This window comes from Streptomyces sp. NPDC045470, assembly GCF_040646595.1.
Taxonomy (GTDB): Bacteria; Actinomycetota; Actinomycetes; order Streptomycetales; family Streptomycetaceae; genus Streptomyces.
On the sequence record NZ_JBEZAN010000009.1, the window covers coordinates 260,062 to 286,900 of the forward strand.

Consider the following 26,839-nt stretch of genomic DNA (forward strand, 5'->3'; position numbering starts at 1 on the left):
GAGACAGATGACACACCCCACCGCCGAACGCGGCCCGCACGCCGCAGCCACGAGACCCGAACCGCACCGACCGCACTCCGTCGTACGGGCCACCGACCGGGACGGCCTCCACCCACCCCCGTGACGCAGGACACCCGGCACACGCCAGGCACCTGGGTACTCGCCACGACCGCCGAGTCGGTTGGGGAAGACCCACTGCCCGCCCAACTCGGCCAAGCCCTCGAAAAGCGCGGTGGACACTGCACCATCCTCGGCAGGAAGGCGGTCATCGGACAGCTCACCGGGGCCACCGGCATCATCGCCGTGGTCCCGTCCGGACCGGCAGCGGACCGGACGGGCAGCGGGGCCGACCGCGGGCTCACCCGCTGGCTGACCCGATTGATCCACCACCTGCCCGACCTCTCAGACACACCGCCCATCCTCTGCGTCGTCACCCGCACACACCGCACCGCCTCCAGTGACGCCGCACCGTCGGCCGCCGACCGGCAGCTCATCGATCTGCTGCACACGGTCCGGGCCCGCTACCCCCGCCTACCGACCACCCACATCACCCTCGACGACGCCACAGCCGTCCAAGACGTCGCCACAACCCTCTTGGCGGACGCCGTGACCGAGCAACCGATCACAACACGCCACGGACAACGCCGTACCGCCCGACCGCAACAGCGGAGCACCGAGCCATGAGCTGACACGAACGCGCCCCTGAAGCCCTGATCGCACCCGCCTCGCTCGGGCGGAAACGGACGGGCACGGGCCCCGGGCGCCCCAGGCACGAGTCAGCTCCGTCCCGGGCACCGCCCTCCCCCCCCCCGGCGCGCCGGCCTGAGGAACGCCACACCGGCGTGCCCGCACCCGACGGCTGAACCCGCCCGCTGTCCGGACGCCCGGCAAGAAAGGGATCACCGTGCTGAGTACCCCACGCGGACTGCTCTTCTGGCTCGTCCTGATCATCTTGCTGTTCCTCATCGCCATCGCCCCCGTCCAGACCGCCCACACCCTCATCGACCTCGCCCACGGCATCGGCAAGTTCTTCACCGGCCTCAAGAAGTTCGTCGAAACCCTCAGTACCTAGCGATTCCGCTGCACACGCACCGAACCGGAGGCGAACGCCATGCGAATCCTGCTGTTCGTGCTCGTCTGCTGTGCCGTCCTGACCGCCGCAAGCTGCGCCGGCCTCCCCTCCATGGGCACTGACACACGCCCCCTCCCCGCCTGGTCCACTCCACAACCCACACAACCCGCCGCCGAGTCCACACCGCCCTCACACCCCGCGACCATCACGATCGTCCCGACCTACGTCGTACTGCCCCACCTCACGGACGTCGCACCTGGACCGACCACACCCACCCCGACCGTCACCGAGCCGCCCCCGCGCGGTGACACACCTTCCCCCACGCCCACCCCGTCCGCCTCCCTGCCCACCTGCCCGGTCACCTCAACGACACCTTCTCCAACAACGCCCAGGCCCACGCCCCCCGTTGCGACATCATCCTCATCCTGCCCCGCAGATCCTGCACAGTCCTTCCCCCCGAACACCACAACGCCTGACGAGCAGGCAGCAGCGCAAGCGGCTTCGCAAGGAACGCTTACCGACGCGGCCTCGTGTTCGCCGAACAACTCCTCATCTCCTGAGACATCGCGGTAGAGGGTGCCGGAGAAGCCCCGTGGGCAGACCACCCGTCGTGATGCAACATGAGTGTTGACACCCTTGTCAGGCAGATCGCTCTCCTGGCAGGCGGCCGGGTGCTCATAGCCCTCCATCGCGTGTACTCGACTACGCCTCACCTTGACCTTGGTGACCGATCACCGGCTGCCATGGGTGAAGCCACCGCACCCGGAGCAGCTGACTCTCAAGCGAGTCCGGCAACGGTTTCACCTTCTCCAGGCAGCGGCGCCCTCGGCCCGCCGTAACTCAGAGCGTTCCGGGCCCGGTTACCTCAAGCAGCCCGCTGAAGACCGACCTCACCGGCCAGCGGGCAGAACCACCGCATGGCCAATGGTGCTCCGTCTGAAGGGGATGAAGCTGATCGGGGAAGTAGCACGCGACATGGTGCTGGAAGTGGGCAGAGCCGCCCGAACCGACGGAAAGCACCATGGCGGCACCGACGTTCAGTGCCCCGTGACAGCCCGCAGAAGTTGGCAGGTCCAGTCGCCGTGCGAGGGGAGGGGCGTGATGAAAGTCAGGGTCGTGGTAGACGGTCGGTAAGGCGGGAAGCCGTGTGGCAGCACCTCTCCAGGCGCAGCCCGACCGCACCCAGTAAGCAAGGTCGTTGATGATCTCGCGACGTGAGTGTTTCGGCGCTGCCCACCCTGCCTCGTCGGCGGCACCAGCGGATCGAGCACCGCCCACTCCGCGTCAGACAGAACCGTTGAGTATGCACGACACCGCCCGGCCACCCCCAACACAGCAACTACCGACTCCCCTGCCGTGAACGGGCCTTCTCAGACACCTTCGAGGTGCCCACCCACCGCTGCTGTGCTGGTGCCCGCCCAGGCGACGTACCGGCTACGCCCCGACAGTCGCCTCGCGCCGTGGCTCCGTTCCCCCGCGCCCCCAGTTCGGGATGGCCCGTTCGGTGCTCGGCTGAGGTCTCCCCGTCGAGGCGGCGCCGAAAAGGGCCGGCTCGGTTTGGTCTCGGCGTTGGTCCGTCGTTTTCGAGCCACACCGTCGTTCGTTCCGCGAATGTCTCAATTTTTTCCTCCAGCAGGTGGTGCAGTTGCCGGTGGTCGCGTACGCGTGGCCTGTTTCCTGCGTGATGCCGTTAAGAAGTCATCTCATTTGGCGAGTCTGCGGTAGCAGATCAGGGTGCACGCGAGGCTTGTGAAGGCGAGGAAGTGCTCGGCTTTGCGCTCGTAGCGACGATGGAGGCGACGGCATCCAGCGAGCCAGGCCATCGTGCGTTCGACGGTCCAGCGGTGCCGGCCGAGCCGCTGCGAGGTCTCGATTCCCTTGCGGGCTATGCGGTGCCGGATGCCCCGCTGGGATAACCATTGCCGCAGATGGGAGTAGTCGTATCCCTTGTCGGCGTGCAGTTTGCCGGGCTTGCGCCGACGGGGACCTCGCCGGGACCGGATCGGCGGTATGCCCTTCACAAGCGGGATCAGCGCCTGGCTGTCGTGGAGGTTGGCACCAGAGATGCCGACAGACAGGGGCAGACCGGTCCGCTCAGTGATCAGGTGGATCTTCGAGCCGTACTTACCCCGGTCGACAGGATTCGGACCTGTCAACTCCCCTTTTTCAGGGCCCGCATGTTCACCGAGTCGATCGCACATCGCGACCAGTCCAGGTCGCCGCGGGACCCGAGTTCGTCGAGGACCAGGCGGTGCAGTTTGGCCCACACACGAGCCTTCGTCCATTCGGTGAACCGGCGGTGAGCTGTGGCTCCGGACGGTCCGAACGACGACTTCGGCAGCTGCTGCCACGTGCAGCCCGACGTCGCCACGAACACGATCGCCGCCAGCACCTCACGGTCGCCGTGCCGACGCCGACCGCCACCTTGGGGCCGCGAGGGCGCCTCCGGCATGACCCGCTGGAACAGTTCCCACAACTCGTCCGGCACCAGCCGCTCAATGATCCCCACCACAGCCGACAGCCTACTCAGCCAAATGAGATGACGTCTAAGTGTGAGTTCCGGACAGCCGACAAAACCGGTTGCACTGGCCAGAGCACGTTCATGCACCCGTATTCACGCAGTTGCACTGCCTGGATTCATGTTCTGCATCCAGTTCAGCCGACCTGCCGGCAGTGAACGGTCATGGCGGATTGCCGTCCCGGTCGTCTGAGCAGCACCGTTGCGGGAATACACGTGTACGGAGAATCTTTCTGTGGGACGGGGCGCACCTGCGCCGTCTTGTCGGCATCGGTCGACGTACACACACTCCGAATCGAGGGGGCTTTCTTGCCTGCCACCGAGTTCATCGAAAGGGTCGGCCTCAATGTGCCCGACCACCTCAACGCCAATGAATTCCTCTCCCTGGCACGGGAGAAAAGGATCGGGAAAGAACATCTGCAGCGGTTCGCGCTCGCCGAGTTCCAGTCGCAGGAAGCCGAGTTCACCGCTTACGGGCTGCTGTTGTCCCGGTTCCCGCACGAGGTACCCGGCGGGTTCTTCTCCTTCGTCGGTCACGAGCTGATGAAGGCGCGTCACCGGATGGTCAGCGGTCTGGCCCCTGCGCTGGGCATGTCGCCGGACGAGATGCGCCGCATGCCGCGGCTGGAACCGGTGCGGCGCTTCACGGAGTTCATTTCGTGGACGGCGCTGCATGCCGGAGCCGGGGAAGCAGCGCTGCTGGCCCGCACCGACTTCACCCTGTGGTGCAACACGTGCGCGGTCCTCGCCGACGTCCTGCGTGAGGCGCAGGACACGCCCACCGAGGCAGTGGCCTACATCGACGCCTACCGGGAGAACCCGCCGGAGGTGGCCGACGGCGTCCTGCAGGTGATCGAGTACGGCCTGGCGCATCACGAACCGGACGAGTGGATCACCCGGAGCGCGGTGCGGATGGAGCCGGCGCTTCGCGACTGGTGGAGAGCCGTGGCCACCGCCGGGTGATGGAGGCCACGACAATCGAAGCACGGAAGGCGGGGCTGGTATGGGGCGACACGTCGGTGACGTCACGTTCGCCGCGGAAGACTTCACCCACTTCCGCAGCCGCTTGCGGCAGTGTCTGGAGACCCTGCCGCGTGTGATGGGCCATGGTGACTTCGGTGTGCTGCCCGCCATGGTCGGTGCGGAACTGGAGCTGTCTCTGGTGGATGCGAGCGGCCGTCCGGCCCCGGTGAACACCGCCGTCCGCGCCACGCTGGACGACGATCGGATCGCTTTGAAGGTGGCGCGGTCCAACGTCGAGGTGAACCTGACACCGGTCACCCTGGCGGGGCGGCCGTTCACCGCGCCGGCCGGGGAGGCGGAGTCGATGCCGGCCCATATCACCGTGGTGTCGCTGCCTCAGTACGGGGCACGGGCCGTGCCGATCGGTACCTTGCCCACGCTCCGGGCGGCGGACCTGACAACGGGCGCCTTGACCCCGCAGCCGCGTTTTCACGCGCTGGAGGAGGCGTGGGCCAGGCGCCGGACTGCACCGTTTCTTGTGCGCGTAAGAGACGGGACACAGGGCTTCGTAGCGGCGGAGTCGGTGGCGGTGCAGGGGGCCGCGTGTTCCTGGCAGGTGCATCTGACGGTGCCGCCCCACCGGTTCTGCCGCACCTTCAACGCCGCCCAGGTGGCCAGTGGCCCCGCCCTGGCCGCAGCAGGCAACTCGCCCCTACCGTTCGGGGGTCGCGCGTGGCAGGAAGCACGTATTCCGTTGTACGAGCACGGCTTCGGTGACCGGCAGGGCACCGCGAGGCAATGGGCACGCCTTCCCCGCGTCGGCTTCGACCACGCCTGGCTGCGCGGCGGGCCGTTGACCGCGTTCGAGGATGCGGTGCGCAACTACGATGTCCTGCTGCCCGCGCCCCGCAGTGCCGACAGCCGGCCAGGTGAGCCGTATCCGGCGTTGGAAGAACTGCGGCTGCACCTGAGCACGCTCTGGCCGTGGAACCGTCCGGTGTACGACCCGGCCGGAAACCTGCGGATCGAGTTCCGGGCTCTTCCCTCCGGGCCGACCCCGCTGGACATGGCGGCGAACACTGCCTTCCTGATCGGCCTGACCTACTGGCTGGCGGCAGAGGAACGTGATGTGGCGCAGTGCCTGCCGTTCGCCCACGCCAGAGCCAATTTCTACCGGGCCGCCCGCAATGGTCTGGACTGTGCCTTGTGGTGGCCGCCGTGTCCCGGGAAGGCCGTCACTCGCGAACATCAGGCGGCCAGTCTCGTCAGGCGGCTTCTGCCGCAGGCTCGGGCAGGACTACGGCTCGCCGGCGTGGCCGCCGACGAGGCGGACGGGTTCTTGCACCTGCTGGAGTGCCGGGTGGCATCAGGCCGGACAGGCGCATGGTGGCAGCAACGCGCCCACGAAAGCCTGGGGGACCGCACCGGCCAGGCCGCCGGTCCTCGCGAGCTGGGGGAGCTGCCCGAGCGTTATGCGCGGCTGGCGGAGCACAGGGCCCCTGTCCACACCTGGAATCTTCCCTCAGACGTACGACGGAGACCGTGATGTACCAGAGCGCGCCCCCAGCCACGGATCTACAGGTCGACTTCCCCTTCGACTACGCCGCCTTCGTCGCGGGTGACCGGCGCGCGGGACGGCTGCCCGACGAGGCTCTGGGTGCGCGGGTCGCGGTCATCGGGGCCGGCGGCAGCGGTCTGACGGCGGCCTATGAGCTGATGCGGGCAGGATGCCACCCCGTGCTGTACGAGGCCGAGTGCAGTACGGACGGGCCCGGCGGGCGCCGTCTGGGCGGGCGTATGGACAGCCGGCGCCTTGCCGATACGGACAGTGCCGTCGTCGAACTGGGCTGTATGCGGTTTCCCGACTCCGCTGCGCTGGTGCGCCAGTACGCGCGCACGTTCGGGGTACGGCTTTGTCCTTTCCGCGACAACTACGTTCCCGAGGTGACCCCGGTGACCGTGCTGGACGTCGACGGCCGGCAGTACCCCGCCCAGCAGATCACCGACCTCTACGCCCTTCATGACGGCTTCCGGATCGCACACACCCGCTGGCAGGACACGCTGACGCGCATCGGTCTGTTCCAGCTTCAGCGGGATGTCGCCGCACGGGACCTGGGCGCCGTACGGCGGCGCTGGTGCGACCTGACGGCACGCTTCGAGCAGTGGTCGTTCTACCGTTTCCTGCGCGACGCCGCAGGCGCGGGACTCTCCCACGAGCAGGCCAGGCTCCTGGGCACCGCTGGTGTGGGGCCGGTCGCCTGGGACTGTTTCTTCGACCTCAGCATCGTGGAGATCCTACGGATGCTGCTGTGCACCGAAGGAGGCACCCAGCTCTACGCCCCCCAGGGCATCAGCCGCCTCGCCGAAGGATTCTGGGCCCATCGCACCCCCACCGCGCAGGGCCGCATCCGCAGCCTCGAAACGCTCAACCACGGCGCCCTGCGGCCCGCCGTTCGCACGCTGGACGTCACCGCGGACGCCGCCGGGGGCGTCGTGGCACACAGTGAGGACGGCCGCAGCGAACACTTCGCCGCCGCCGTGTTCACCCCGCAACTGCGACTGCTGGAGACGGGCATGGAGCTTCGCTCCACCGATGCCGGGACTCCGGCCCTGGGGCCCCGGATGTGGCGGGCCGTACGCCGGCTGCACTACTTCCAGTCCGCCAAGACCGCGCTCGTCACCCGACGCCCGTTCTGGGCAGGCACCTCGCTGGACGGTGTCACCCTCACCGACCGGCTGCCCCGCGCCTCCTACACTCTCGACTACGGACCCGCCCCCGGCCCCGGGGGCCGCCGGGCCGTGCTGGACCTCAGCTTCACCTGGGCCCAGGACGCGATGAAGATCGCACCGTTCACTGTGCAGGAACGGGTCGCCCTGTTCGTCCGCGACCTGGCCGCCATCCATCCCGAAGCGGCACCGGACCTGCGCGCGCACGCGGCCGCCGACCCGGCGGTCACCGTCTCCTGGGAGGACAGAAGGAATTTCCAGGGGCTGTGCCGCTTCTCCTGGCCGGGCGACCACCCCTACCAGCGTGACCTGTTCTGCCATTTCATGAAGGACTTCACCGGCACACCGGCTGTGCCGGGCGAACCTGCCAACGCCCTGTTCCTGGCCGGCGACGACACCTCCTGGTCCCCGGGCTGGCTCGACCACGCCCTGGCCTCGGGCCTCAACGCCGCCTGGGGCGTCCTGCGCCAGCTCGGCGCCCGCAGCGAGCCGGGCAACCCGGGTCCCGGCGACGTCTGGAACGACCCCCGCTACTTGCCGATCACCGTGCCCTGACCACAGCGCACCCCGCCCCGCCCGGCCTCGTCCCGCCGCCCGACCCCGGCTCAATCCGTTCTGGCCCTTCCGGAGGCACCATGCCCGCATTCCCCGGCCGAGACCTCCTGCTGCGGCCCGACCGCATCTGGGACGCCGTTCAGGACGGCCCCGTCGAGGAACAAGCCGTCCTGGTACGTGACGGCCGCATCGCAGCAGTCGGCCACCACCTCACCGCCACAGCGCAGACGGACACGGTGGCCATGCCCGGCTGCACCCTCATGCCCGGCTTCATCGACTGCCACGTCCACCTTCTGGACGAGGCCGCCGAGCAAGCACCATCGGCCTACCAGGCCCTCACCGCCGTCCCCGCCCTGCGCACCCTGCTGCACCACGGCTTCACCACCGTGCGCGACCTGGGCAGCGCCCATTTGCCCCTGAACGTCTCACTGCGCCGGGCGGTGGAGGACGCCCTGATCGAAGGCCCTCGCATCATCGCCGCACCGAACATCCTCTCCCCGCCCGGCGGACACGGCGACAAAGCACCCGAACTCGCCCAGCGCTACGGACACCAGATCGGCACCCTCGCTCACGGGGAGCACGAGCTGCGCCGCGCGGTACGCGAACAGTCCCGGGCCGGCGCCGACTGGATCAAATTCGCCGGCAGCGGCGGCTTCACCTCAGCGGTCGCCAGCCCCGACAGCACCTCCTACACCCACGCAGAGATGCACGCCATCACCGCCACCGCCGACGACCTGGGCCTGCCGTGCGCCACCCACGCCCTGAGCGACCGCGCCGTACGGCGCGCCGTCGCCGCCGGCGTGCGCAGCGTGGAACACGGCTACTTCGCCACTGCCACGACCTACCGGACCATGAAGGAGGCGGGCACCTTCCTCGTGCCCACCCAGTACGTACAGACCTATTTCCTCGACCGGCTCGACGACGACAGCTTCTGGACCAGCGGTACCGCCGCGATGCGCCGCAACTACCGGTCCCACGCCGAGCACCTGCGCGAAGGGCTGCAAAGACCCGCGCGAACCGAGGTCACCATGGCCTTCGGCACGGACGCCGGGCTGTTCCCCTACGCCGACAACTGGCGCGAGTTCCCCACCCTGGTCGCCAACGGGTTCTCCTCCCTGCGCGTCCTTCGCTCGGCGACCAGCACCGCAGCCGCCCTGCTCAAACGCCCGGACCTGGGCACCCTCACGCCCGACGCGGCTGCGGATCTCGTCGCGGTGGAAGGCAACCCCTTCCACGACATCACCGCCACCGGCCGCATCCGCTGCGTCATCCAGAACGGCCACCTCATCACCGCGCACCCCACCACGTCATGACACGTCAGGTACCGCGCGGGACGTGTTCTCACCGGCCCGGCCTCCCCGCCCTTCGGCTTCAAGGCTCCGCTCCGGGCCGATGCGTGTCTCATCGGCCGAGCAGGCCGGTAAGAGGTCGACGGGCAACGGGAGCGGCGGCAGATGCAGCCGTACCCGCCCTGGCACCAGATGCACCGGCCGGGGGCATCTGCGTGGCCTGCGCGGGACCGTGCCCACTGCCGGGCAGGCTGTTGCCGCCGGAGTCCGAGTGGCACGGCACACCCAGCGGGCCGGCGACGGACGCCAGCTGTGGGACCGCCCCCGCTGTCTCGCAGAACAGCCCGATGCGGGTCTCCTGGCCCGCATCGGGCTGTTCAGTCGGTAGGCGCGGGCCGCATCGACCGACCATCCGCATCGGGCGCATCAGGTGCTGGCTTCTCGCCCGCAGTGCGTACCCGAAGGCTGGGGACGCGTTCTGGCGGCTGGACTCCGGTGGTGGGCTGGTAGGGCCTGCGCGAGCCAGTTGGGGTCGGCGGCGAAGGTGCGGGCGCGCAGGCGGTCCAGGGCGCTGGCCGGTGGCAGCTCCGTCCCCGGGGCCGGTGGCGTCGTGCGTCCCGGGGCCCTGAGCGCGCCGTCTGGTTCGGCTCCGGCCCCCGCGCGGACTGCTCGCCGAAACCTGTGGCACGCTTCGGGGCCGCGTCCGAGCAGGGGTACACGGACGGGCAGGGATACACGGACGGAAGAAGAACGTCATCAGATTCGTCCACGCCGCCTGCCGCGTAGTTCCAGCCGATGTGGTTCTTCCAGAGAATCACCCGGGTGCCTCGTGGGGAGGCTGGCGACCATGCCGTCACTGCGGGCTCACGAACACCAGCGAACCCGGGCGGCGCATGGCTGGAACCACCCTCCCGCGGCGCCCAAACCGTTGGCCATTGAACCTCTGTTCGCGCCGGGGCGTATTCCCGGTAGCACGGTGGAGGCACCTCCGTCAGGGGCCGTCCGCACGAGTCGCCGGTGCGGCCGTCTGCCGATGGACTCTCGCACAGGCCCGTGGCACGCCTGCCCGTGTACCCGGGCAGGGCTCCGGGGCCGGCCGTGGTACTGGTCCGTTCCTCGAACCCGTCAAAGGGAGCGTCATGGGGTCCAACGCACGACCGGAATTGCAGGTCCGCGGCCGGGATCGGCAGTTGGCGCAGGTCCGCGCCAACCTGCGGCGGGTGGCGAGCACCCGGCACAGTGGCGTCCTGGTCGTGGAGGCCGCGCCCGGGGCGGGCAAGTCCCGCCTTCTCAGGGAAGCTGTCACACTCGCCGGCGGCAGCGGCTTCGCTGTCGTCAACGGCACCACGGCCGGCCCCGGGGCCGCCTCCGATGGGCCGGCGGCGCTTGCGGGCGCCCGCTCGGGCATGCCGGGTCCCGCCGACCACCGGTGTCACTCTCCGCAGGTGACGTCCGTGATCGAGTCGGCGCGGACATGGTTGCGCGACGACAGTGAGCGCCGGCGCGTCCTCGTGGTGCTCGACGACCTGCATCTGGCATCCCGGCCCGCCTGGACAGCGTTGTGCGAGCTGATCGAGGCCTTCAGTACCCGGCCAACGCTGTGGCTTCTGGCCTTCTCCTCGGACCGTGACGCCGTCTCGTCCGAGGCGGTGCGGACCTGCCTCGGCAAGCTGAGGAGCAGGGTTTCGGTGGAAGCGCTGCACGAGCTGGGGCCGCTCTCGGGTGAAGCGTTGACGCAATTGGTCACCGATGTGACCGGCGCCACCCCCAGCTCGGCCCTCCTTGCCCTGGCCGAAAGCGTCGACGGCACCCCCCGGGCAGTGATCGAGCTGATGCGCGGGCTCGTGGAGGACGGCGATGTCTGCCTGGTCGACAACACCTCGCGCTTGCATCCCGACGTCAGCGGCGGCACCGCGGACGGGGCCGGTGTGTGCCTGCCCGCGCCGGTGCCGAAGCGTTTCGCCGGGCTGCTCGAAAAGGATCTCCAGTCGCTGTCCGAGGCGACCCTGAAGGCTCTTCGGGTGGCAGCGGTGCTCGGGTCCCCGTTCGCGCCGGAGGATCTGTCGGCCCTGCTCGGCCAGACACCGGTCGCCCTGCTGGCTGCGGTGGACGAAGCCGTCAGCCGCAAGCTGGTGGTCTGCGGCGAGCACGACCTCGCGTTTCGCAGTGAGCCGATCTGGCGGGCCCTGCTCGACTCGGTGCCCTTACCGGTGCGCGCGCTGCTGCGCCGGCAGGCGGCGCAGGTGCTGCTGTCGCGCCGCGACGGCCTCGCGCGCGCCGCCCTCCAACTGGTGCACATCGTCCAGCCCGGCGACATGGAGACCCTGCGTATCGTCTCCGAGGGGTCCCGGAAACTGCTGGCCGCCGATCCGTCGACCGCGGCGTCACTGGCGATGCGCTGCATGGAGTTGCTGCCTCCCGGGCAGGCCGAGCGCTTGCGGTGCGCGAAGACCGCGGTCGAGGCGTTCACCCGAGCCGGCCACCTGGAGAAGGCGGTCACCTTGGCCGAGGACACCATCGACGAGGCCACCCGGCTCGCGGCCCTGGCACCGGGCTCGCTCGCCGAGGACGTCGCCGCGCTGCGGGCGACGATGGCGGCCGCACTGCTGTTGCAAGGAGACGCGCCCAGGGCGCACCGAGCCGCACGCGACGCGCTGACGGCTCAGGAGGCCGGCTTCGGGAGCCGCCAAGCCGTGATCGCTCATCTCGCCTCCTCCTGGCTGACCGGTGACAGTGCCGCGCGCAAGCGGGTCCAGGAGATCCTCGACGCCCCCGGGCGTCACCCACAGGCCGTGCACGTCGGCGCGATGGCCTTCCACGCGTTCGGCCAATGGCGCGCCGGCCGGGCGGGCGACGCGCTGCAATCCCTGCGCCAAGCGGTCGCCCTCGGTGGCGGGGACCAGGTCGCACAGTTTCTGGATCCACGCTGGTTCCTTGCCTTCACACTCACCCGGCTCGACGAGTACCAGGAGGCACAAGAGGTCGTCGAGTGCTGCGCACCGTTGGCCGCCGCGCAGGCGGGCACCCCGGCCGCCGCCGTCGCGGCCGTCCTGCGGGCACCGCTGTATCTGGCCCAGGGACGTCTGGAGGCGGCCGAACAGGCGGCGCGGAACGGTGTGGGCGCCGCCGGCCCGTGCGTGCCGATGCTCGCCCCCCAGGCGTGGCTGGTGCTGGCCCTGACCGCGCTGCGCCGGGGGGCGCTCCCCCAGGCCGAGGACCACCTCAAGACCCTGGAGAAGGACTTCCCGACAGCTTCCTGGAGTCCCTGGTGGTCCGCGCGCCTGCTGCTGAACGCCCGACTGGCCGAGGCGCGGTCGGACTTCGGTGCGGCCGCGGAGATGCTGGCGGAGATCGCTTCGGAGGCCGGAGCGCTGCGCGAACTGGCCCTGGAGGACTCGGCGGCCGCGGCCTGGTGTGTGCGCTGCGCGCTGGCGGCGGACCGGCCGGACCTCGCCCGCGCCGTCATCGAGGCGACCGAGGACCTGCGACGGCACAACCGCGGCGTTCCCGCGGTGCTCGCCGCGGCCCTGCACGCTCGCGCGCTCGCCGACAAGGACGCGGACGCCCTGGACCGGGCCGGCCGGCTGCACCGCAATCCGTGGGCCCAGGCCGCGGCGGCCGAGGACCAGGCCGCCCTTCTGCTCGACCGAGGCGACCAGGAGAACGCAGTCAGCGCGCTGGACCGGGCGCTGGGTGCGTACGGCGCGCTCGGCGGCGAACACGACGCCGCCCGCGTACGGGCCCGACTGCGCCGGCTCGGGGTGCGGCGCCGGCACTGGACGCGCACCGAACGCCCGGTCTCCGGCTGGGAGAGCCTGACCAAGACCGAACGGAAGGTGGCGGAACTGGTGGCGGGCGGTCTTACCAACGGGCAGGCCGCCCGCCATCTGTTCATCTCCCCGCACACGGTCGGATTCCACCTGCGGCAGATCTACCGCAAGCTCGGCATCCGCTCCCGTACGGCCTTGACCCGCTTCACCCTGTAGCGCCTACCTGCCCCGGTCGCAGCCGCTCACCCGGTCCCCTGCATCAGCGGCCGCCACCACCGGCGGTTGGCGGCGTACCACGCGACCGTCTCGGCGAGCCCCCGCTCGAAGGTGACCCGCGGCGTATGACCCAGGGCCCTGAGCTTGGCGTCGGTCAAGGAGTAGCGGCGGTCGTGGCCCTTGCGGTCGGGCACGTGCTCGACGCACCGCCAGGGGGCCCCGAGCGCCTCCAGCAGCCGGGCGGTCAGCTCCCGGTTGGTCAGCTCGGCGGTCCCCGCGACGTGGTAGACCTCGCCCGCCTCGCCGCGCTCGGCGACCAGCCGGACGGCCCGGCAGTGGTCATCGACATGGATCCAGTCGCGTACGTTCCGGCCGTCGCCGTACAGCGGCACCTTCAGGCCGTCGAGCAGACGGGTGGTGAACAGCGGGATGACCTTCTCCGGATACTGGTACGGCCCGTAGTTGTTCCCGCAGCGGGTGATGCTGACCGGCAGCCCGTGGGTGCGCGCGTAGGCCAGGGCGATCAGATCTCCGCCGGCCTTGGCCGCGGCGTAGGGGGAGTTCGGGTTGAGCGGGGCCGACTCGTCCCAGGACCCGGCCTCGATGCTGCCGTACACCTCGTCGGTGGAGACGTGCACGACCCTCGGGGCGCCGGCATCGAGGCATGCCTCCATGAGGCACTGCACGCCCAGGACGTTGCTGCGGACGAAGTCGCCCGCGCCGGTGATCGAGCGGTCGACGTGTGTCTCGGCGGCGAAGTTGACGACGACGTTGTGGCCGGGCACCACCTTCCGGAGCAGTTCGGCGTCGCAGATGTCGCCGTGGACGAAGGTGAACCGGCCCTCGGCGGGCGTTAGGTTGGCCGGGTTCCCGGCGTAGGTCAGCTTGTCGAGCACGGTCACCTCGTCCGCGCCGGCGTAGGACCGTACGAAGTGCGAGCCGATGAAGCCGGCGCCGCCGGTCACGAGGATTCTCATGAGGTGACCTGCACCTTGCTGTGATCGCCGAGGACCAGGCGGTGGGCCCGCAGGGCCCCGGGAGTGGACGTCACCTCGACCTCGCGTCCGATCAGCGAGCGTTCGACGCGCCGCACCCCGGCGAGGGAGGCCCCGCGCAGCACGATGGAGTACTCGATCTCGCTGTCGGTCACCGCGCAGTCGCTGTCGATGGAGGTGAACGGGCCGACGTAGGAGTCGCGGATGTGGGAGCCGGCCGCGATGACCGCCGGGCCGACGATCCGCGACCGGGTGACGGTGGCGCCCTCTTCGACCACCACCCGGCCGACCAGTTCGCTGGAGCACACCTCACCGGCGCAGTCGGCCGCGATGCCGTCCAGGACCAGGCGGTTGACCTCCAGCATGTCGTCGACGTTTCCGGTGTCCTTCCAGTACCCGGACACGACGCTGGAATCCACCCGGCACCCCGCGTCGATCAGTTCCTGGATCGCGTCGGTGATCTCCAGTTCACCGCGCCAGGACGGCTTGATCCGGCACACGGCGTCGTGCACGCGGGCGGTGAACAGGTAGACGCCGACCAGCGCCAGATCGCTCTTCGGATGCTGCGGCTTCTCCTCCAGTCCGATCACCCGGCCGCGCGGATCCAGCTCGACCACGCCGAACGCGCGCGGGTCCGAGACCCGGGCCAGCATGATCTGGGCGTCCGGTCGGTTGGTGCTGAACCGCCGCACGAGCGAGCTGATGCCGCCGACGATGAAGTTGTCGCCGAGGTACATCACGAAGTCGTCGTCGCCGAGGTAGTCCCGGGCGATGTGGACGGCGTGCGCCAGGCCCAGCGGGGCCTCCTGCGGGAGGTAGGTCACCTCCAGGCCGAAGCGTGAGCCGTCGCCGACCGCTGCCTCGATCTCGGCGGCCGAGTCGCCGACGACGATGCCCACCTCACGGACCCCGGCCTCGGCGACCGCTTCCAGGCCGTAGAACAGGACCGGCTTGTTGGCGACCGGCACGAGCTGCTTCGCCGAGGTGTGCGTGATCGGCCGCAGCCGGGAGCCGGAACCGCCGGCCAGCACGAGCGCCTTCATCGGCGCCCCTTCGCCGGGGCGGCCGCCCCGGGGCGGCGCACGGCCCCGCGCCCGTCCGGCTCAAGCAGGTCCGGCCGGCTGCCGAAGGCGTCCGGCCTCAGCCGGGGCGTCCCCCGGTCGCGCGGTACGTCAGCCACAAAGCTAGGAGCCATCATCTTCCCCATATCCGTGAGCGGGCCGATTCCGTGGCGCGTCCTGGTGAGAGCCCGTGTCATGGCCCCGGCAGGGCGCCCGCCGCCCGGCACGGCCGGGCCTCTGCTTCCCGCGTCGGTCGGCGCGGGGACCCGCCGGCCCGGCGTGCCGCGGCTCGGTCGCCTTCAGGCCAGCGTGGCGGGCAGGGCGCTCAGCCGGCGGATCATCCACTCCGATTCCCACTGGACGGCGGTGTCGCTGCTCAGCCGTGCCCGCGGGAACCGGCGCAGGAAGCCGCGTACTGCGATCTGTGCCTCCAGCCGGACCAGCGAGGCGCCGATGCAGTAGTGCATGCCCAGGCCGAAGGTCAGGTGCCCTTGTCCCTTGCGGGCCGGGTCGAAGCTGTCGGCCTCCTCGCCCGGCCCGCGGTTCGCCGCCGCGATGCTGACCTGCACCGGGGCGCCCTTGGGGATCAGGTAGCCGCCGAGGTCGAGGTCCTCCATGGCAAAGCGCCAGGTCGGGTGCGGGAACGGCGGGTGCACCCGCAGAGCCTCCTCGATCCACTCCTTGATCTCCTCGTCGGTTCGCGGCCGGTCCTCGGGCGGCCGGCGCAGCGCCTCGTACAGCGACGCGGAGATCGCGCTCCCGGTCGTCTCGTAGCCGGTGATGATCATCCCGACCGTCCAGACGATGACCTCGCCCTCGGTGATCGCGTCCGGCCCGTCGGAGGCGGACAGGAAGCCCGTGATCACCCCGTCCCGCAGCGGGGCCGGGTCGCGCACCCAGTCCTGGACCGCGCCGAACAGCGCCCCGACCGCCTCGGTGCGGGCCGGGTAGTCGGAGGAGTAGAGCATCACGTCGGTGATGCTGCGCAGCCGCCGCTCCGCCTCCAGGGGCAGGCCGAGCATCTCGGAGATGAACGCCAGCGGGATGCGGTGGGTGTAGTCCGTGACCACGTCGACTTCGGCGGAGTCCGCGGAGCGGGACTGCTCCAGCTCGTCCAGGAATCCGTCGACCTTGACGCTGACCCGCTCGCCCCACCGCTCGGTGTTCCGGGGGCTGAGCACCGGTGCGTGCAGCCGCCGGATCCGCGCGTGGTGCTCCCCGTCGCTCATGATCATGGCGCGGGCGTACTCCGGATCGGGCTGCGAGCCCACCATCAGGCCCGGCTTGCGCATGAAGTCCGGGACCAGGCTCACGTCCTTTTCCATCCGGGGGTGTGTCAGCGCGATCCGCACCAGTTCGGGATCGCACACGACCCAGGCGTGCCGGCCGAGGTAGGGGATCCGCACGACCGGCGCGACGCGGGCGGCCGCCAGCAGGTCCGGCATGCAGTCGAACGGCCCCGGGTCCACCGGCATGCTCGCCAGGGGGGCTTGTGCCAAGCCGGTTTTCGTCGTGGCATTCACTGTGTGACACCTCCGGTGGGGACCTGGCCCTGGGAGCCGGCCATGGTCTCGATCAATTCGGCGGCCCGTCGCGGGGCGTCGCAGCTCCGGAACTCCCGGGACATCTCGCGTGCCCGCCGCCGGTAGCGTTCGTCGTTGAGCACGGTGGTCACCGCCTCGCGCAGGCCGGCTTCCGTCACGGCCCGCCGTTTGAGGACGACACCGGCCCCGGCCCACTCGACCCGCGCCGCCACATCGGGCTTCTCCTCCGAGCCCGGTGCGACGACCAGCGGTACCCCCTGGGCGAGGGCCGCGTTGGCGCCGTTGTAGCCGCCGTTGGTCACCATCACGTCCACGTGCGGCAGCAGGTGGTGGTAGGGGATGAACCGCTCCAGCCGGACGTTGTCCGGCAGCGGCCGCAGCCGGTCGACGTCCACGCCGCTGCCGGTGGTGACCACGACGAGGACGTCCTGCCCGCCCAGGGCCCGGACGGCGGGCGCGAGCAGCCGGTCGACGTCGTTGGCGGTGGTGCCCTGGGTGAGCAGCACGACCGGCCGGCCTGCCTGCAGCTCGTCCCACCAGCCGGGTGGGTCGAAGTGCTCCGGGGGAAGGCCGAGGAGTCCGCCCACGAAGTGGGTTCCCGGCAGCAGGTCGCTGCGCGGGAACTCGAAGGACCGCACGGTGCCCATCAGGTACAGGGCCGGCGGGCGCGCGATGTTCGCCATGGCGCCGGTCCGCAGCCGGGGCAGTCCCACCCGGGCCCGGGTCCGGTCCGCCTCCCGGCGTATGCCCCGCATCACCACCTGGTCGGCGACGAACCTGAGCAGCGCGTTGCGTGCCCGCCCCAGCAGCGACGCACTGGGCATCGCGCCCCGCCCGAGCGGGGCGGTGTCCCTGCTGCCGGCGATGTAGACCGAGTTGTTCAGCCAGACCAGCGGGATCCCGGTGCGCTCGCCGGCGAAGCAGGCGCCGTAGCACATGTCGTCGGCGAGGATGCACTCGGCCGCGAACCGTTCGAGCACCGCCAGGAGGTCGTTCATCTGGCCCGGTGCGGTGCGGTAGAAGATGTCCCGGACGCCGGTGGTGAAGTTGGCGACCCCGGACAGCCCGGCGTGGCCGGGGAACGCTTCCTCCCGGCTCCGGCCGCCGAAGTCGAGCCCGGCGTGCATGGGTTCGAAGTGCGCCCCGGTCCGCTCCACCTGTTCACGGAAGGCGCGGCCGGTGTACCACCGCACCTCGTGGCCGCGCCGGGTCAGTTCGCGTGCGACTTCGAGCATGCTGACGACGTGTCCCGGTGCCGGTGTGGTAGCGATCAACACACGCATCAGCTCTCGCCTCCGTCGGGTCTGGTGTCACCGTTGCCGCCGGACGGACCGGGCGCCCACGGCCCGGCCGTCCGGCCACGCACGCCAGCATCACCCGGCCCTGGCTCCGGGTGGGGGGAACGGGGCAAACCCCGCACGTTCGCGCGGGGTGGCGGTGCCGGGCCGCCCCGATGGCGCCGGCGTGTCGCCGATCAAACCGTCCGTCCCCGGGCCCGGCGGGGGATACGAACGCGCCGCCACTGCACGAACAATGACCGACAAGCAATCCCCGGCATCGCCCTTTCCGGGACCGGGAAGGCGCTGGCGTTCATCCAGGACATGCTCCCGGCCTTGGACATCGCGTACTGGAGGAAACCTGTGACGGCACCCTCGCAGAAGATCGACGGGGCGGATGAAGCGCTCGGCGGGCCGAAGAAGGTCACCGTCATCGGCGCCGGCATCGCCGGCCTGGTCACGGCCTACGAACTGGAACGCCTCGGACATCAGGTCCACGTCATCGAAGCAAGCTCCGGCATCGGCGGCCGCATTCACACCCACCGGTTCTCCGGCCGCGGCCAGGCCGGGCCGTTCGCCGAACTCGGCGCGATGCGGATCCCCGCCGGGCACCGGCTGACCATGCACTACATCGCCGAACTCGGGCTGCAGCACCAGGTGCGTGAATTCCGCACCCTGTTCTCCGACGACGCGGCCTACCTGCCCACTGCCTCCGGCTACCTCCGGGTGCGCGACGCGCACAAAACCCTCGTCGAGGAGTTCGCCGCCGGGCTGCCGGGCCGGCAGTACCAGGGGAACACCCTGCTGTTCGGCGCCTGGCTGGACGCCAGCATCAGGGCCATCGCACCCCGCCAGTTCTACGACGCCATGCACGACGAAATCGGCGTGGAACTGCTGAACCTCGTCGATCACATCGACTTGGCGCCCTACCGGTGCGGCAGCGCGCACAACCGGATCGACCTGCACTCCTTCTTCGCCGACCACCCCCAGGTGCGGTCGCTCTGCCCGCCGCGCCTGGAGCGTTTCCTCGACGACGTCCTGGACGAGACCAGCTCCACCATCGTGCGGCTGCGCGACGGCATGGACGCGCTTCCCCGGCAGCTCGCCGCGCGGATCCGGGGACCGATAGCGACCGGCCAGGAAGTGGTCGGTATCGATGTCCGCGACGACACGGTGGTCCTGCGGATCCGCCAGGGTGTCAGGTCCCTCACCCGGACCTGCGACTACGTGGTGTGCACCATTCCGTTCACGGTGCTCCGGAGGATGCAGTTGTCCGGCTTCGACCCGGACAAGCTGGATATCGTCCACCAGACGAAATACTGGGCCGCGACGAAGGTCGCCTTCCACTGCCGCGAAGCCTTCTGGGAGAAGGACGGGATCAGCGGGGGCGCGTCCTTCACCGGCGGGCACGTGCGGCAGACCTACTACCCGCCCACCGAAGGCGATCCGGAACACGGCGCGGTGCTGCTCGCGAGCTACGCCATCGGGCCGGACGCCGACGCGCTCAGCCGGCTGGGCGAGGCGGAGCGCAACGCGGTCGTCACCAGGGAACTGAGCGCGATGCACCCCGAGTTACGCCGGCCGGGCATGGTCCTGGGCGTGGCGGGCCGGGACTGGGGCGCGCGCCGGTGGTCCTGGGGGGCGGCCACGGTCCGCTGGGGCCAGGAGGCCGCCCTGCGCGAGGCGGAGCGGCGGGAGGCGGCCCGGCGGCAGAAGGGGCTGTTCTTCGCCGGTGAGCACTGCTCGTCGAAGCCCGCCTGGATCGAGGGCGCGATCGAGTCGGCGATCGACGCCGCGCACGAGATCGAGTGGTACGAGCCGCGGGCCCACCGCGTCTTCGCCGGCACCCGGCGGAGCCCCTCGCGGGAGTCGGCATGAGCGTCTTCGACCTGCCCCGGCTGCACTTCGGCGGGACGGCGACGACGCACCTGCCGACCGGCGCGCGCAGCGGCCTCGTCGATCTGGCGACCAACACGGCGCTCACCGACGACGGACAGCCCTTTCCCGCGCACCGCCCGCCCGGCGAGTACCACGACCATCTGGACCGGCTGGGGCCGCGGTTCGACAGCTCGGGCCGCCCGGCGGCCGACGGACCCTTCAGCGCGGCCAAGGGCGAGGACTTCGCCGGCAACGGGCACTTCTCCGTCGACGCGCGGATCACCGGCGTCGAGGTCCGTGCGGGCGATGTCGACACCGCCGACCCGGTGGTCGGCCGCGGTGTCGACATGTGGGGGCACTACAACGAGTACCTGGCCACCACGGTCAACCGGGCCCGCGTCTTCGACGTCGACCCGTCGTCCGACTGGACCACGACGCTCATGGTCGGGCAGTTCTGCTTCGGGCGGGACGGCCGCTCCCACGACGTCGGGTACATGGCCACCGGAGGCGTCCGCGGCTTCCATCCCCCACGGTGGCACAACGCCCGCCACGTCCGGGACGTCGGCGATCACTGGCTGGCGGAGCGGCTGCGCCGGTCCGTGGTGCACCAGTTCGCCGTGACCGAGCAGGACGAACTGACCTGGCTCGACGAAGCGGCCGTCTCGCCGGCCGTACGGCATCTGCGGGCCGCGGCCGCCGCCGAGGGGGCCGGCGGCCTGGTGGTGCAGTTCGCGCTGAGCCATCTGTCCGCTCCGCTCGCGCCCGACCGGCCTGGCCGGTGGCGGTTGCGCGGGACGATCGCACCGTGGCGCCCGCACGAGCCCCGTACCTATCCGGCGGGCCGGCTGCTCGTCCCGGAGCGCCACCCGCCCGGCCGGGCCCCCGGTGAGCTGCACAACCTCACCGTCGAGCTGACGGACGAGCACGTCACCCTCAACATGATCACTGCGGTGCCCACCCGTGCCCCAAAGGCAGCCCCCGGGGCCGCGGCCGGCCCGCCCGCCCCGGTCGACATCGGCGATCTCGAACTGCGCACGGCGGACAGCGACCGGCTGGTGGCCCGGGTGCCCCGGCAGGCGTACCTCGGGGAGAAATTCGCCCTGGCCGGCGGTTTGGTGACAGTCCCCATCGAGCTGCCGGCGCACGCCGCGGCCGACGAGGCGCTGCGCCTGGTGGGCACCGGCCCGAACGGCCCGGTGGTGCACCTGCGCGAAAAGGAGATCAACGTCCAGGCCGACGACGCGAGCCTCTTCCTGGAGCATCCACGGGACCCGGACGACGCGGACCAGGACGTCGACGTACTCGTGCGCTCCTTCGTGCGGGGCCGCCCGGCCGCCGTCGCCGGAATCCACGTACGGCAGTTCTTCAACCCCCGGGCCCTCCCGCGCGACCCGGCCGCCCGCTCCCCCGAGGCACGGTGTTCCGATGTCGGCATCGTCCACCTGCGCGCGGGACGGCAGGACGGCTCCGGCCCGTGGTCCGACACCTGCCTCCTGGACACCGACCAGGCGGGCCTCGGGTGGTTCACCCTACGGGGCGCGGCGGCCGGCACTGCCCGCGTCCTGCTGTCCGCCGGCGCCGACGACCTGCCGTGCGACGTGGACCGGCCCGGCTCGGCGGCCCTCGGCCACGACCACGACGACGCGCTCGGCTACTGGCCCGGCGCCGGCTACCTGTCGGTGCGGGTGCTGCCCGACGACTGGCGGCTGGCCGGCATCCGCCAGGACGAGGTGACCTTCGACCTGGTCTACACGGAGGTCTTCGCGTTCTACGAGCACCTGTACTCCTTCATGAAGGCGGAGGTCTTCAGCCTGGCGGACCGGTGCAAGGTGGAGACATACGCGAAGCTGATCTGGCAGATGTGCGACCCGCGCAACAAGGTGAAGACGTACTACATGCCGCCTACGCGGGACCTGTCCGAGCCGAAGGCACAGCTCCTGCTGACGTTCCTGCGGGCCCAGCAGGCGCCGGACGAGGTCCTGCTGACGGAGCCCGCGACCGGCCGCGCGAGCGGGAAGATCACCACCCGCGGCCGCCTCGTCGAGGTGCTGCGCGACGCCGCCACGATCGAACTGGCCGTCATGCTCCAGTACCTGTACGCGGCCTATTCGGTGCCCACCCACGGTGCCGGCCTGGAGTACGTGCGGCGGGGCACGTGGACACCCGAGCAGCTCCGGCTCGCCTGCGGCGACGGCGGGGAGACCCTAGACGAGGGCATCCGCAGCATGCTGCTGAACATCGCCCGCGAGGAGATGATCCACTTTCTCCTCGTCAACAACATCCTCACCGCGGTGGGCGAGCCGTTCCACGTGCCCCGGCTCGACTTCGGCACCGTCAACCACGAGCTGCCGGTACCGCTGGACTTCTCCCTGGAGAGGCTGGGGCCCGGCAGCGTCGAACGGTTCGTGCAGATCGAACGGCCGGAAGACCTCGTCCACGACGTACGGCGGGGCGACACACCGGCGGCCCCCGCGCCCCACGACGACCGGCACCCCTACGCCTCGCTGAGCGAGCTGTACACGGACATCCGCGAGGGCCTGCACCGCGTCCCGGACCTCTTCCTGGTGGAGAAGGGCAGGGGCGGCGGGGAACACCACCTCTTCCTGCGGAAGTCGGTCAACCGGCACCACCCCGACTACCAGCTCGAAGTCGACGACCTGTCCAGCGCGTTGTTCGCGATCGACGTCATCACCGAGCAGGGAGAGGGCGGGGTGCTGGACACGCGGACCGCCGAGCACTCGCACTACGCCTCGTTCCTGCGGATCTCCGACCTGCTCTGCGGGGCGCCGGCCACCCGGGCCCGCCCGGGCGGCGAACGGTGGAACCCCGCCTACCCCGTCGTACGGAACCCGACCCTCGGCCAGGGGAACGCGGCCATGGAGACGGTCACCGACCCGGACGCCCGGTCGGTCATGGGGCTGTTCAACCGTTCCTACTTCATGGCGCTCCAGCTCATGGTCCAGCACTTCGGTGAGTGCCCGGACGCGAGCCTGCGCCGCTCCGACCTGATGAACGCGGCGATCGACATGATGACGGGGCTGATGCGCCCGCTGGCGGAACTGCTGGTGACCCTGCCGTCGGGACGGCGGGGCCGGACCGCCGGGCCGTCGTTCGAGCTGTCCGAGCAGCCCGCGCCGGTGTCCCGCCCGGACGTGGCCAGACGCGGCATCGCGCTGCGCCTCGACCATCTCGCGGTGGCCTGCGGCAAGCACCCCCTGGTGCCCGCCCGGGTGGGTGAGATGAGCGCGTTCTGGGCCGACCACTTCCGGCCGCCGGGCCGCCAGGCGTCCCCGGCGGGCCCGTACGGAGCGGCGACGCCACACTCATGAGCGAAGGAGACCGCATGCCATCCGCGACGCTGCCGCGGTTCGACCTCAAGGGCTGGGACGGGGCGGACATCGCCCACCCGTACCCGGTGTACCGGCGCTACCGGGAGGCCGCGCCGGTCCACCGCGGTGCACCGGGCGCGGGCGCGCCGGACACCTTCTACGTCTTCTCCTACGACGAGGTCGTCCAGGTGCTGTCGGACCGGTGGTTCGGCCGGGACGCGCGCGTGGCGTCCGGCGACCCCGGCGCGGCGCCCGTCCCGGTCCCCGCCGAGTACCGGGCCCTGCGGACCGTCGTGGAGAACTGGCTGGTGTTCCTGGATCCGCCGCGCCACACCGAACTGCGCTCCCTGCTCGGTACGGAGTTCTCCCCTTCGATCGTCACCGGTCTGCGGCCCCGCATCACGCAGATCGCACACGAGCTGCTGGAACAGCTCGAACGGCGCCAGGAGGCCGACCTCGTCGAGGGCTTCGCGGCGCCGTTTCCCATCCTCGTCATCTGCGAACTGCTCGGCATTCCGCAGGACCACCACGGCTGGCTGCGCGCCAACGCGCTGGCCCTCCAGGAGGCCGGCAGTACCCGCTCGCGCAACGGCACCGGCGGCTACGCACGGGCCGAGGCAGCCGCCGGCGCGTTGACCCGTTACTTCCGGCAGGAGGTGACCCGGCGGCACGGGGACGACCACGGCGACCTGCTCACGCTCCTGGTCCGCGCCCGGGACGGCGGTGCGCCGCTGAACGTGGACGGGATCGTGGGGACCTGCGTCCACCTGCTCACCGCCGGACACGAGACCACCACCAACTTCCTGGCGAAGGCAGTGCTGGCGCTGCGGGCTCACCCCGAGGTCCTCGACGCGCTGCGCGCCGCTCCCGAGCTGACGCCGGGGGCGGTCGAGGAGCTGATGCGCTACGACCCTCCGGTGCAGGCGGTGACGCGATGGGCCTACCGGGACACCCGCCTCGGTGAGTACGAGGTGCCGCGCGGCAGCCGAGTCGTCGCCCTGCTCGGCTCGGCGAACCGGGACCCCGCGCGCTTTTCGCGCCCCGACGTCCTGGACGTGCGCCGCCCCGCCGACCGGCACCTGGGCTTCGGACTGGGCATCCACTACTGCCTCGGGGCGACGCTGGCCCGCGCGGAGGCCGAAATCGGTCTCCGGACGCTGCTGGACGGCATACCCGGGCTGGGCCGCGGCAGTCAACAGGTCGAGTACGCCGACGACATGGTCTTCCACGGGCCGACACGGCTGGTGCTCGGCAGATCCGACCTGCCGTGCCCCGCGGCGCCCCACCGACACCGCGCGAAGGAAAGGCACTCATGACACAACAGCCCGGCACCAGCCCCGACTCCGTCGGCCAGGCGTACGACGTGTTCGCCGACGCCGGGGCCACGACCGCCCTGGGCGGCAACATCCACGTCGGCTACTGGGACGACGACCCCGGCCTCCCGATCACCGAGGCCACCGACCGCCTCACCGACCTCGTCGCTGCCCGCCTCGACCTCCGGCCGGACCAGCGGCTGCTCGACGTGGGCTGCGGCAACGGCCTCCCGGCCCTGCGTATCGCGGGTGCGCACGACGTCCGCGTGACCGGCATCACCGTCAGCCACCAGCAGCTCGCCCAGGCGGACAAGGAGGCGGACGGCTCCGACGCGCGCGACCGGGTCTCCTTCCGGTTCGCGGACGCCGTGGACCTGCCCTTCGACGACGGTTGTTTCGACGGGGCCTGGGCGATCGAATCGCTGCTGCACATCACCGACCAGACCGCCGCCCTGGCGGAGATCCGCCGCGTCGTCCGCCCCGGCGGGCGTCTGGTCGTCACCGACCTGTGTCAGCGGCAGCCGTTCACCGGCGAGGACCGGACCGTGCTGGACGGCATGCTGGACGTGTACGAGATCGCCGGGATCAACACGCCCGACGAGCACCGCGCGCGCCTGGCCGAAGCGGGCTGGCAACTGCTGGAGCTCACGGACATCGGCGAACAGGTCCGCGCCAGTTACGGGCACGCCGCGGCCGCCTTCCGGACCATCGCCGCCTCCCTCGAAGCCCCGGCGGCGGAGCAGATCAGCGCGGCAGCCGACCTGATGGACGCCTTCGGCAAGCACCCGCACGCGGGCTATGTCCTGATCACCGCGCAGCGGACCTGACCCCACGGGCGTGGCCGGCCGGGCGAACACCGTTCCGCTCTCGCCCCCGCAGACAGGGAGTACTTCGATGTCGTCTTGCCTCGGCCCACCGCCTGCCGCCCCCGTCGCCGTACGTCCGCGCAAGGACCGTTCGCTGGCCGGCCGTCTCGCCCTGTCGGCAGCGGCCCGCCGCGGGGTGCGGTCGCGGACCGAGGACGTGCACGCCTGGCTGGCGGAGCGCCGCCGGGCCCATGTCTTCCGCGTGGATCGCATCCCGTTCGCGGAGCTGGGCGAGTGGCGGTTCGAGCCCGGTACCGGGGGGGATCTCGTGCACCGCAGCGGGCGGTTCTTCACCGTCGAGGGCCTGCATGTGGAGGAACACGACGGGCCCTACGGCGACGGCCCCCGCCGGGAGTGGCAGCAGCCCGTCATCAGGCAGCCGGAGGTGGGCATCCTGGGCATTCTGGCCAAGGAGTTCGACGGGGTGCTGCACTTCCTGATGCAGGCCAAGATGGAGCCGGGAAACCCCAACCTGCTCCAGCTCTCGCCGACCGTGCAGGCCACCCGCAGCAACTACACCAGGGCCCACCGGGGCGCGGACGTGCGGCTGATCGACCACTTCGTGCGGCCCGACCGCGACCGGATCATCGTGGACGTGCTCCAGTCGGAACAAGGCTCGTGGTTCTTCCGCAAGTCCAACCGCAACATGATCGTCGAGACGGCCGGCGAGGTCCCCGCGACGGACGACTTCCGCTGGCTCACCCTCGGCCAGATCGCCGAACTCCTGCACGAGGACGACATGGTCAACATGAACGCCAGAACCGTGCTGTCCTGCGTGCCGTACCAGGACACATCGCCCGGCGCGCTGCTCTCCGACGCCCAGCTCCTGTCGTGGTTCACCGGCGAGCGCTCCCGCCGCGACGTGCGGACCCGCCGCGTACCGCTGGCCTCCGTGCGCGGCTGGAAGCACGGTGTCGAGGCGATCGAGCACGAGGACGGCCGCTACTTCAAGGTCGTCGCGGTCTCCGTACGGGCCGGCAGCCGCGAAGTGGTCCGCTGGGACCAGCCGTTGATCGAACCCGTCGGCACGGGGGTGACCGCGTTCCTCGTGCGCGAGATCGACGGGGTGCCGCACGTGCTGGTGCAGGCCCGGGCCGAGGGCGGCTTCCTGGACACGGTCGAGCTGGCGCCCACCGTCCAGTGCACGCCAGGCAACCACGCCCACCTGCCGGAGGCGGACCGCCCGCCCTTCCTCGACGCTGTCCTGAACGCACCCGAGGCGCGGATCCGTTACCAGGCCGTCCACTCCGAGGAGGGCGGGCGCTTCCTGAACGCCCGGAGCCGGTACCTCGTCGTCGACGCCGAGGGGACCGGGGCCGCGCTCGACCCGCCTGCTGGCTTCGTCTGGGCCACCCCCGCCCAGCTCAGGGCCCTCACCCGGCACGGGCACTACCTCAACGTGGAGGCCCGCACGCTCCTGGCCTGCCTCAACGCCATGGCGATACGGACCCGGGGAGAGGTGTGAC

Annotated in this window: 17 protein-coding genes; 12 read left to right on the forward strand and 5 right to left on the reverse strand. The window is 71.0% G+C overall.

Annotation, left to right across the window (positions count from 1 at the left end):
• The first annotated feature begins 120 nt into the window (after window positions 1-120).
• Window positions 121-684, forward strand: coding sequence for a hypothetical protein (locus AB0A97_RS25050; protein WP_361153879.1), 564 nt, complete (start codon window positions 121-123; stop codon window positions 682-684).
• Between the two features lie 220 nt (window positions 685-904).
• Window positions 905-1,072: a hypothetical protein gene (locus AB0A97_RS25055; protein ID WP_359294610.1), complete on the forward strand. Its 168-nt coding sequence runs from the start codon at window positions 905-907 to the stop codon at window positions 1,070-1,072.
• Between the two features lie 1,703 nt (window positions 1,073-2,775).
• Here AB0A97_RS25055 and AB0A97_RS25060 read toward each other — a convergent pair.
• Window positions 2,776-3,524, reverse strand: a protein-coding gene (locus AB0A97_RS25060; RefSeq protein ID WP_361154010.1) for an IS5 family transposase whose coding sequence is annotated in 2 segments (ribosomal slippage) — window positions 2,776-3,236 and window positions 3,236-3,524 — 750 coding nt in all. Because the reading frame shifts where the segments join, the coding sequence is not laid out codon by codon here.
• A gap of 375 nt (window positions 3,525-3,899) precedes the next feature.
• Here AB0A97_RS25060 and AB0A97_RS25065 point away from each other — a divergent pair.
• The 5 genes from AB0A97_RS25065 (at window position 3,900) to AB0A97_RS25085 (ending at window position 13,110) form a co-directional block, all read left to right on the forward strand.
• Entirely contained in the window at window positions 3,900-4,553 is a 654-nt protein-coding gene (locus tag AB0A97_RS25065) for a hypothetical protein (protein WP_361153882.1), read from the forward strand.
• A 40-nt stretch (window positions 4,554-4,593) separates the two neighbouring features.
• Window positions 4,594-6,099, forward strand: coding sequence for a glutamate--cysteine ligase (locus AB0A97_RS25070; RefSeq protein ID WP_361153884.1), 1,506 nt, complete (start codon window positions 4,594-4,596; stop codon window positions 6,097-6,099).
• On the forward strand, window positions 6,099-7,835 hold the full coding sequence (locus AB0A97_RS25075; RefSeq protein WP_361154013.1) for an NAD(P)/FAD-dependent oxidoreductase: 1,737 nt from the start codon (window positions 6,099-6,101) through the stop codon (window positions 7,833-7,835). The genes AB0A97_RS25070 and AB0A97_RS25075 overlap by 1 nt, the downstream gene beginning before the upstream one ends.
• An 80-nt stretch (window positions 7,836-7,915) precedes the next feature.
• On the forward strand, window positions 7,916-9,148 hold the full coding sequence (locus AB0A97_RS25080) for an amidohydrolase family protein (RefSeq protein ID WP_361153887.1): 1,233 nt from the start codon (window positions 7,916-7,918) through the stop codon (window positions 9,146-9,148).
• A 1,115-nt stretch (window positions 9,149-10,263) separates the two neighbouring features.
• Window positions 10,264-13,110: a LuxR C-terminal-related transcriptional regulator gene (locus AB0A97_RS25085; protein WP_361153891.1), complete on the forward strand. Its 2,847-nt coding sequence runs from the start codon at window positions 10,264-10,266 to the stop codon at window positions 13,108-13,110.
• Between the two features lie 26 nt (window positions 13,111-13,136).
• Here the strand turns inward: AB0A97_RS25085 and rfbB are convergent, their stop codons facing one another.
• The 4 genes from rfbB to AB0A97_RS25105 all read right to left on the reverse strand — a co-directional run bounded on the left by rfbB (window position 13,137) and on the right by AB0A97_RS25105 (window position 17,993).
• Entirely contained in the window at window positions 13,137-14,087 is a 951-nt protein-coding gene (gene rfbB / locus AB0A97_RS25090; protein WP_361153894.1) for a dTDP-glucose 4,6-dehydratase, read from the reverse strand.
• Window positions 14,084-15,148: a glucose-1-phosphate thymidylyltransferase gene (locus AB0A97_RS25095; protein WP_361153897.1), complete on the reverse strand. Its 1,065-nt coding sequence runs from the start codon at window positions 15,146-15,148 to the stop codon at window positions 14,084-14,086. The genes rfbB and AB0A97_RS25095 overlap by 4 nt, the downstream gene beginning before the upstream one ends.
• 317 nt (window positions 15,149-15,465) lie before the next feature.
• Window positions 15,466-16,665 carry a cytochrome P450 gene (locus AB0A97_RS25100; protein ID WP_361153901.1) on the reverse strand — a complete coding sequence of 400 codons (1,200 nt, stop codon included), beginning with the start codon at window positions 16,663-16,665 and terminating at the stop codon, window positions 15,466-15,468.
• A 20-nt stretch (window positions 16,666-16,685) separates the two neighbouring features.
• On the reverse strand, window positions 16,686-17,993 hold the full coding sequence (locus AB0A97_RS25105) for a glycosyltransferase (RefSeq protein ID WP_361153904.1): 1,308 nt from the start codon (window positions 17,991-17,993) through the stop codon (window positions 16,686-16,688).
• Between the two features lie 357 nt (window positions 17,994-18,350).
• Between AB0A97_RS25105 and AB0A97_RS25110 the strand changes: the two genes are divergently transcribed.
• The 5 genes from AB0A97_RS25110 to AB0A97_RS25130 all read left to right on the forward strand — a co-directional run bounded on the left by AB0A97_RS25110 (window position 18,351) and on the right by AB0A97_RS25130 (window position 26,838).
• Window positions 18,351-19,865, forward strand: coding sequence for an NAD(P)/FAD-dependent oxidoreductase (locus tag AB0A97_RS25110; RefSeq protein ID WP_361153907.1), 1,515 nt, complete (start codon window positions 18,351-18,353; stop codon window positions 19,863-19,865).
• On the forward strand, window positions 19,862-23,194 hold the full coding sequence (locus AB0A97_RS25115; RefSeq protein ID WP_361153910.1) for a ferritin-like domain-containing protein: 3,333 nt from the start codon (window positions 19,862-19,864) through the stop codon (window positions 23,192-23,194). The genes AB0A97_RS25110 and AB0A97_RS25115 overlap by 4 nt, the downstream gene beginning before the upstream one ends.
• 14 nt (window positions 23,195-23,208) lie before the next feature.
• Complete coding sequence (locus tag AB0A97_RS25120; protein ID WP_361153914.1) at window positions 23,209-24,510, forward strand: cytochrome P450; 1,302 nt, start codon at window positions 23,209-23,211, stop codon at window positions 24,508-24,510.
• Window positions 24,507-25,334: a methyltransferase domain-containing protein gene (locus tag AB0A97_RS25125; RefSeq protein ID WP_361153917.1), complete on the forward strand. Its 828-nt coding sequence runs from the start codon at window positions 24,507-24,509 to the stop codon at window positions 25,332-25,334. Before AB0A97_RS25120 ends, AB0A97_RS25125 begins: the two co-directional genes overlap by 4 nt.
• 67 nt (window positions 25,335-25,401) lie before the next feature.
• Window positions 25,402-26,838, forward strand: a complete 1,437-nt coding sequence (locus AB0A97_RS25130) for an NDP-hexose 2,3-dehydratase family protein (RefSeq protein ID WP_361153920.1) — start codon at window positions 25,402-25,404, stop codon at window positions 26,836-26,838.
• The last annotated feature ends 1 nt before the right edge of the window (window position 26,839 follow it).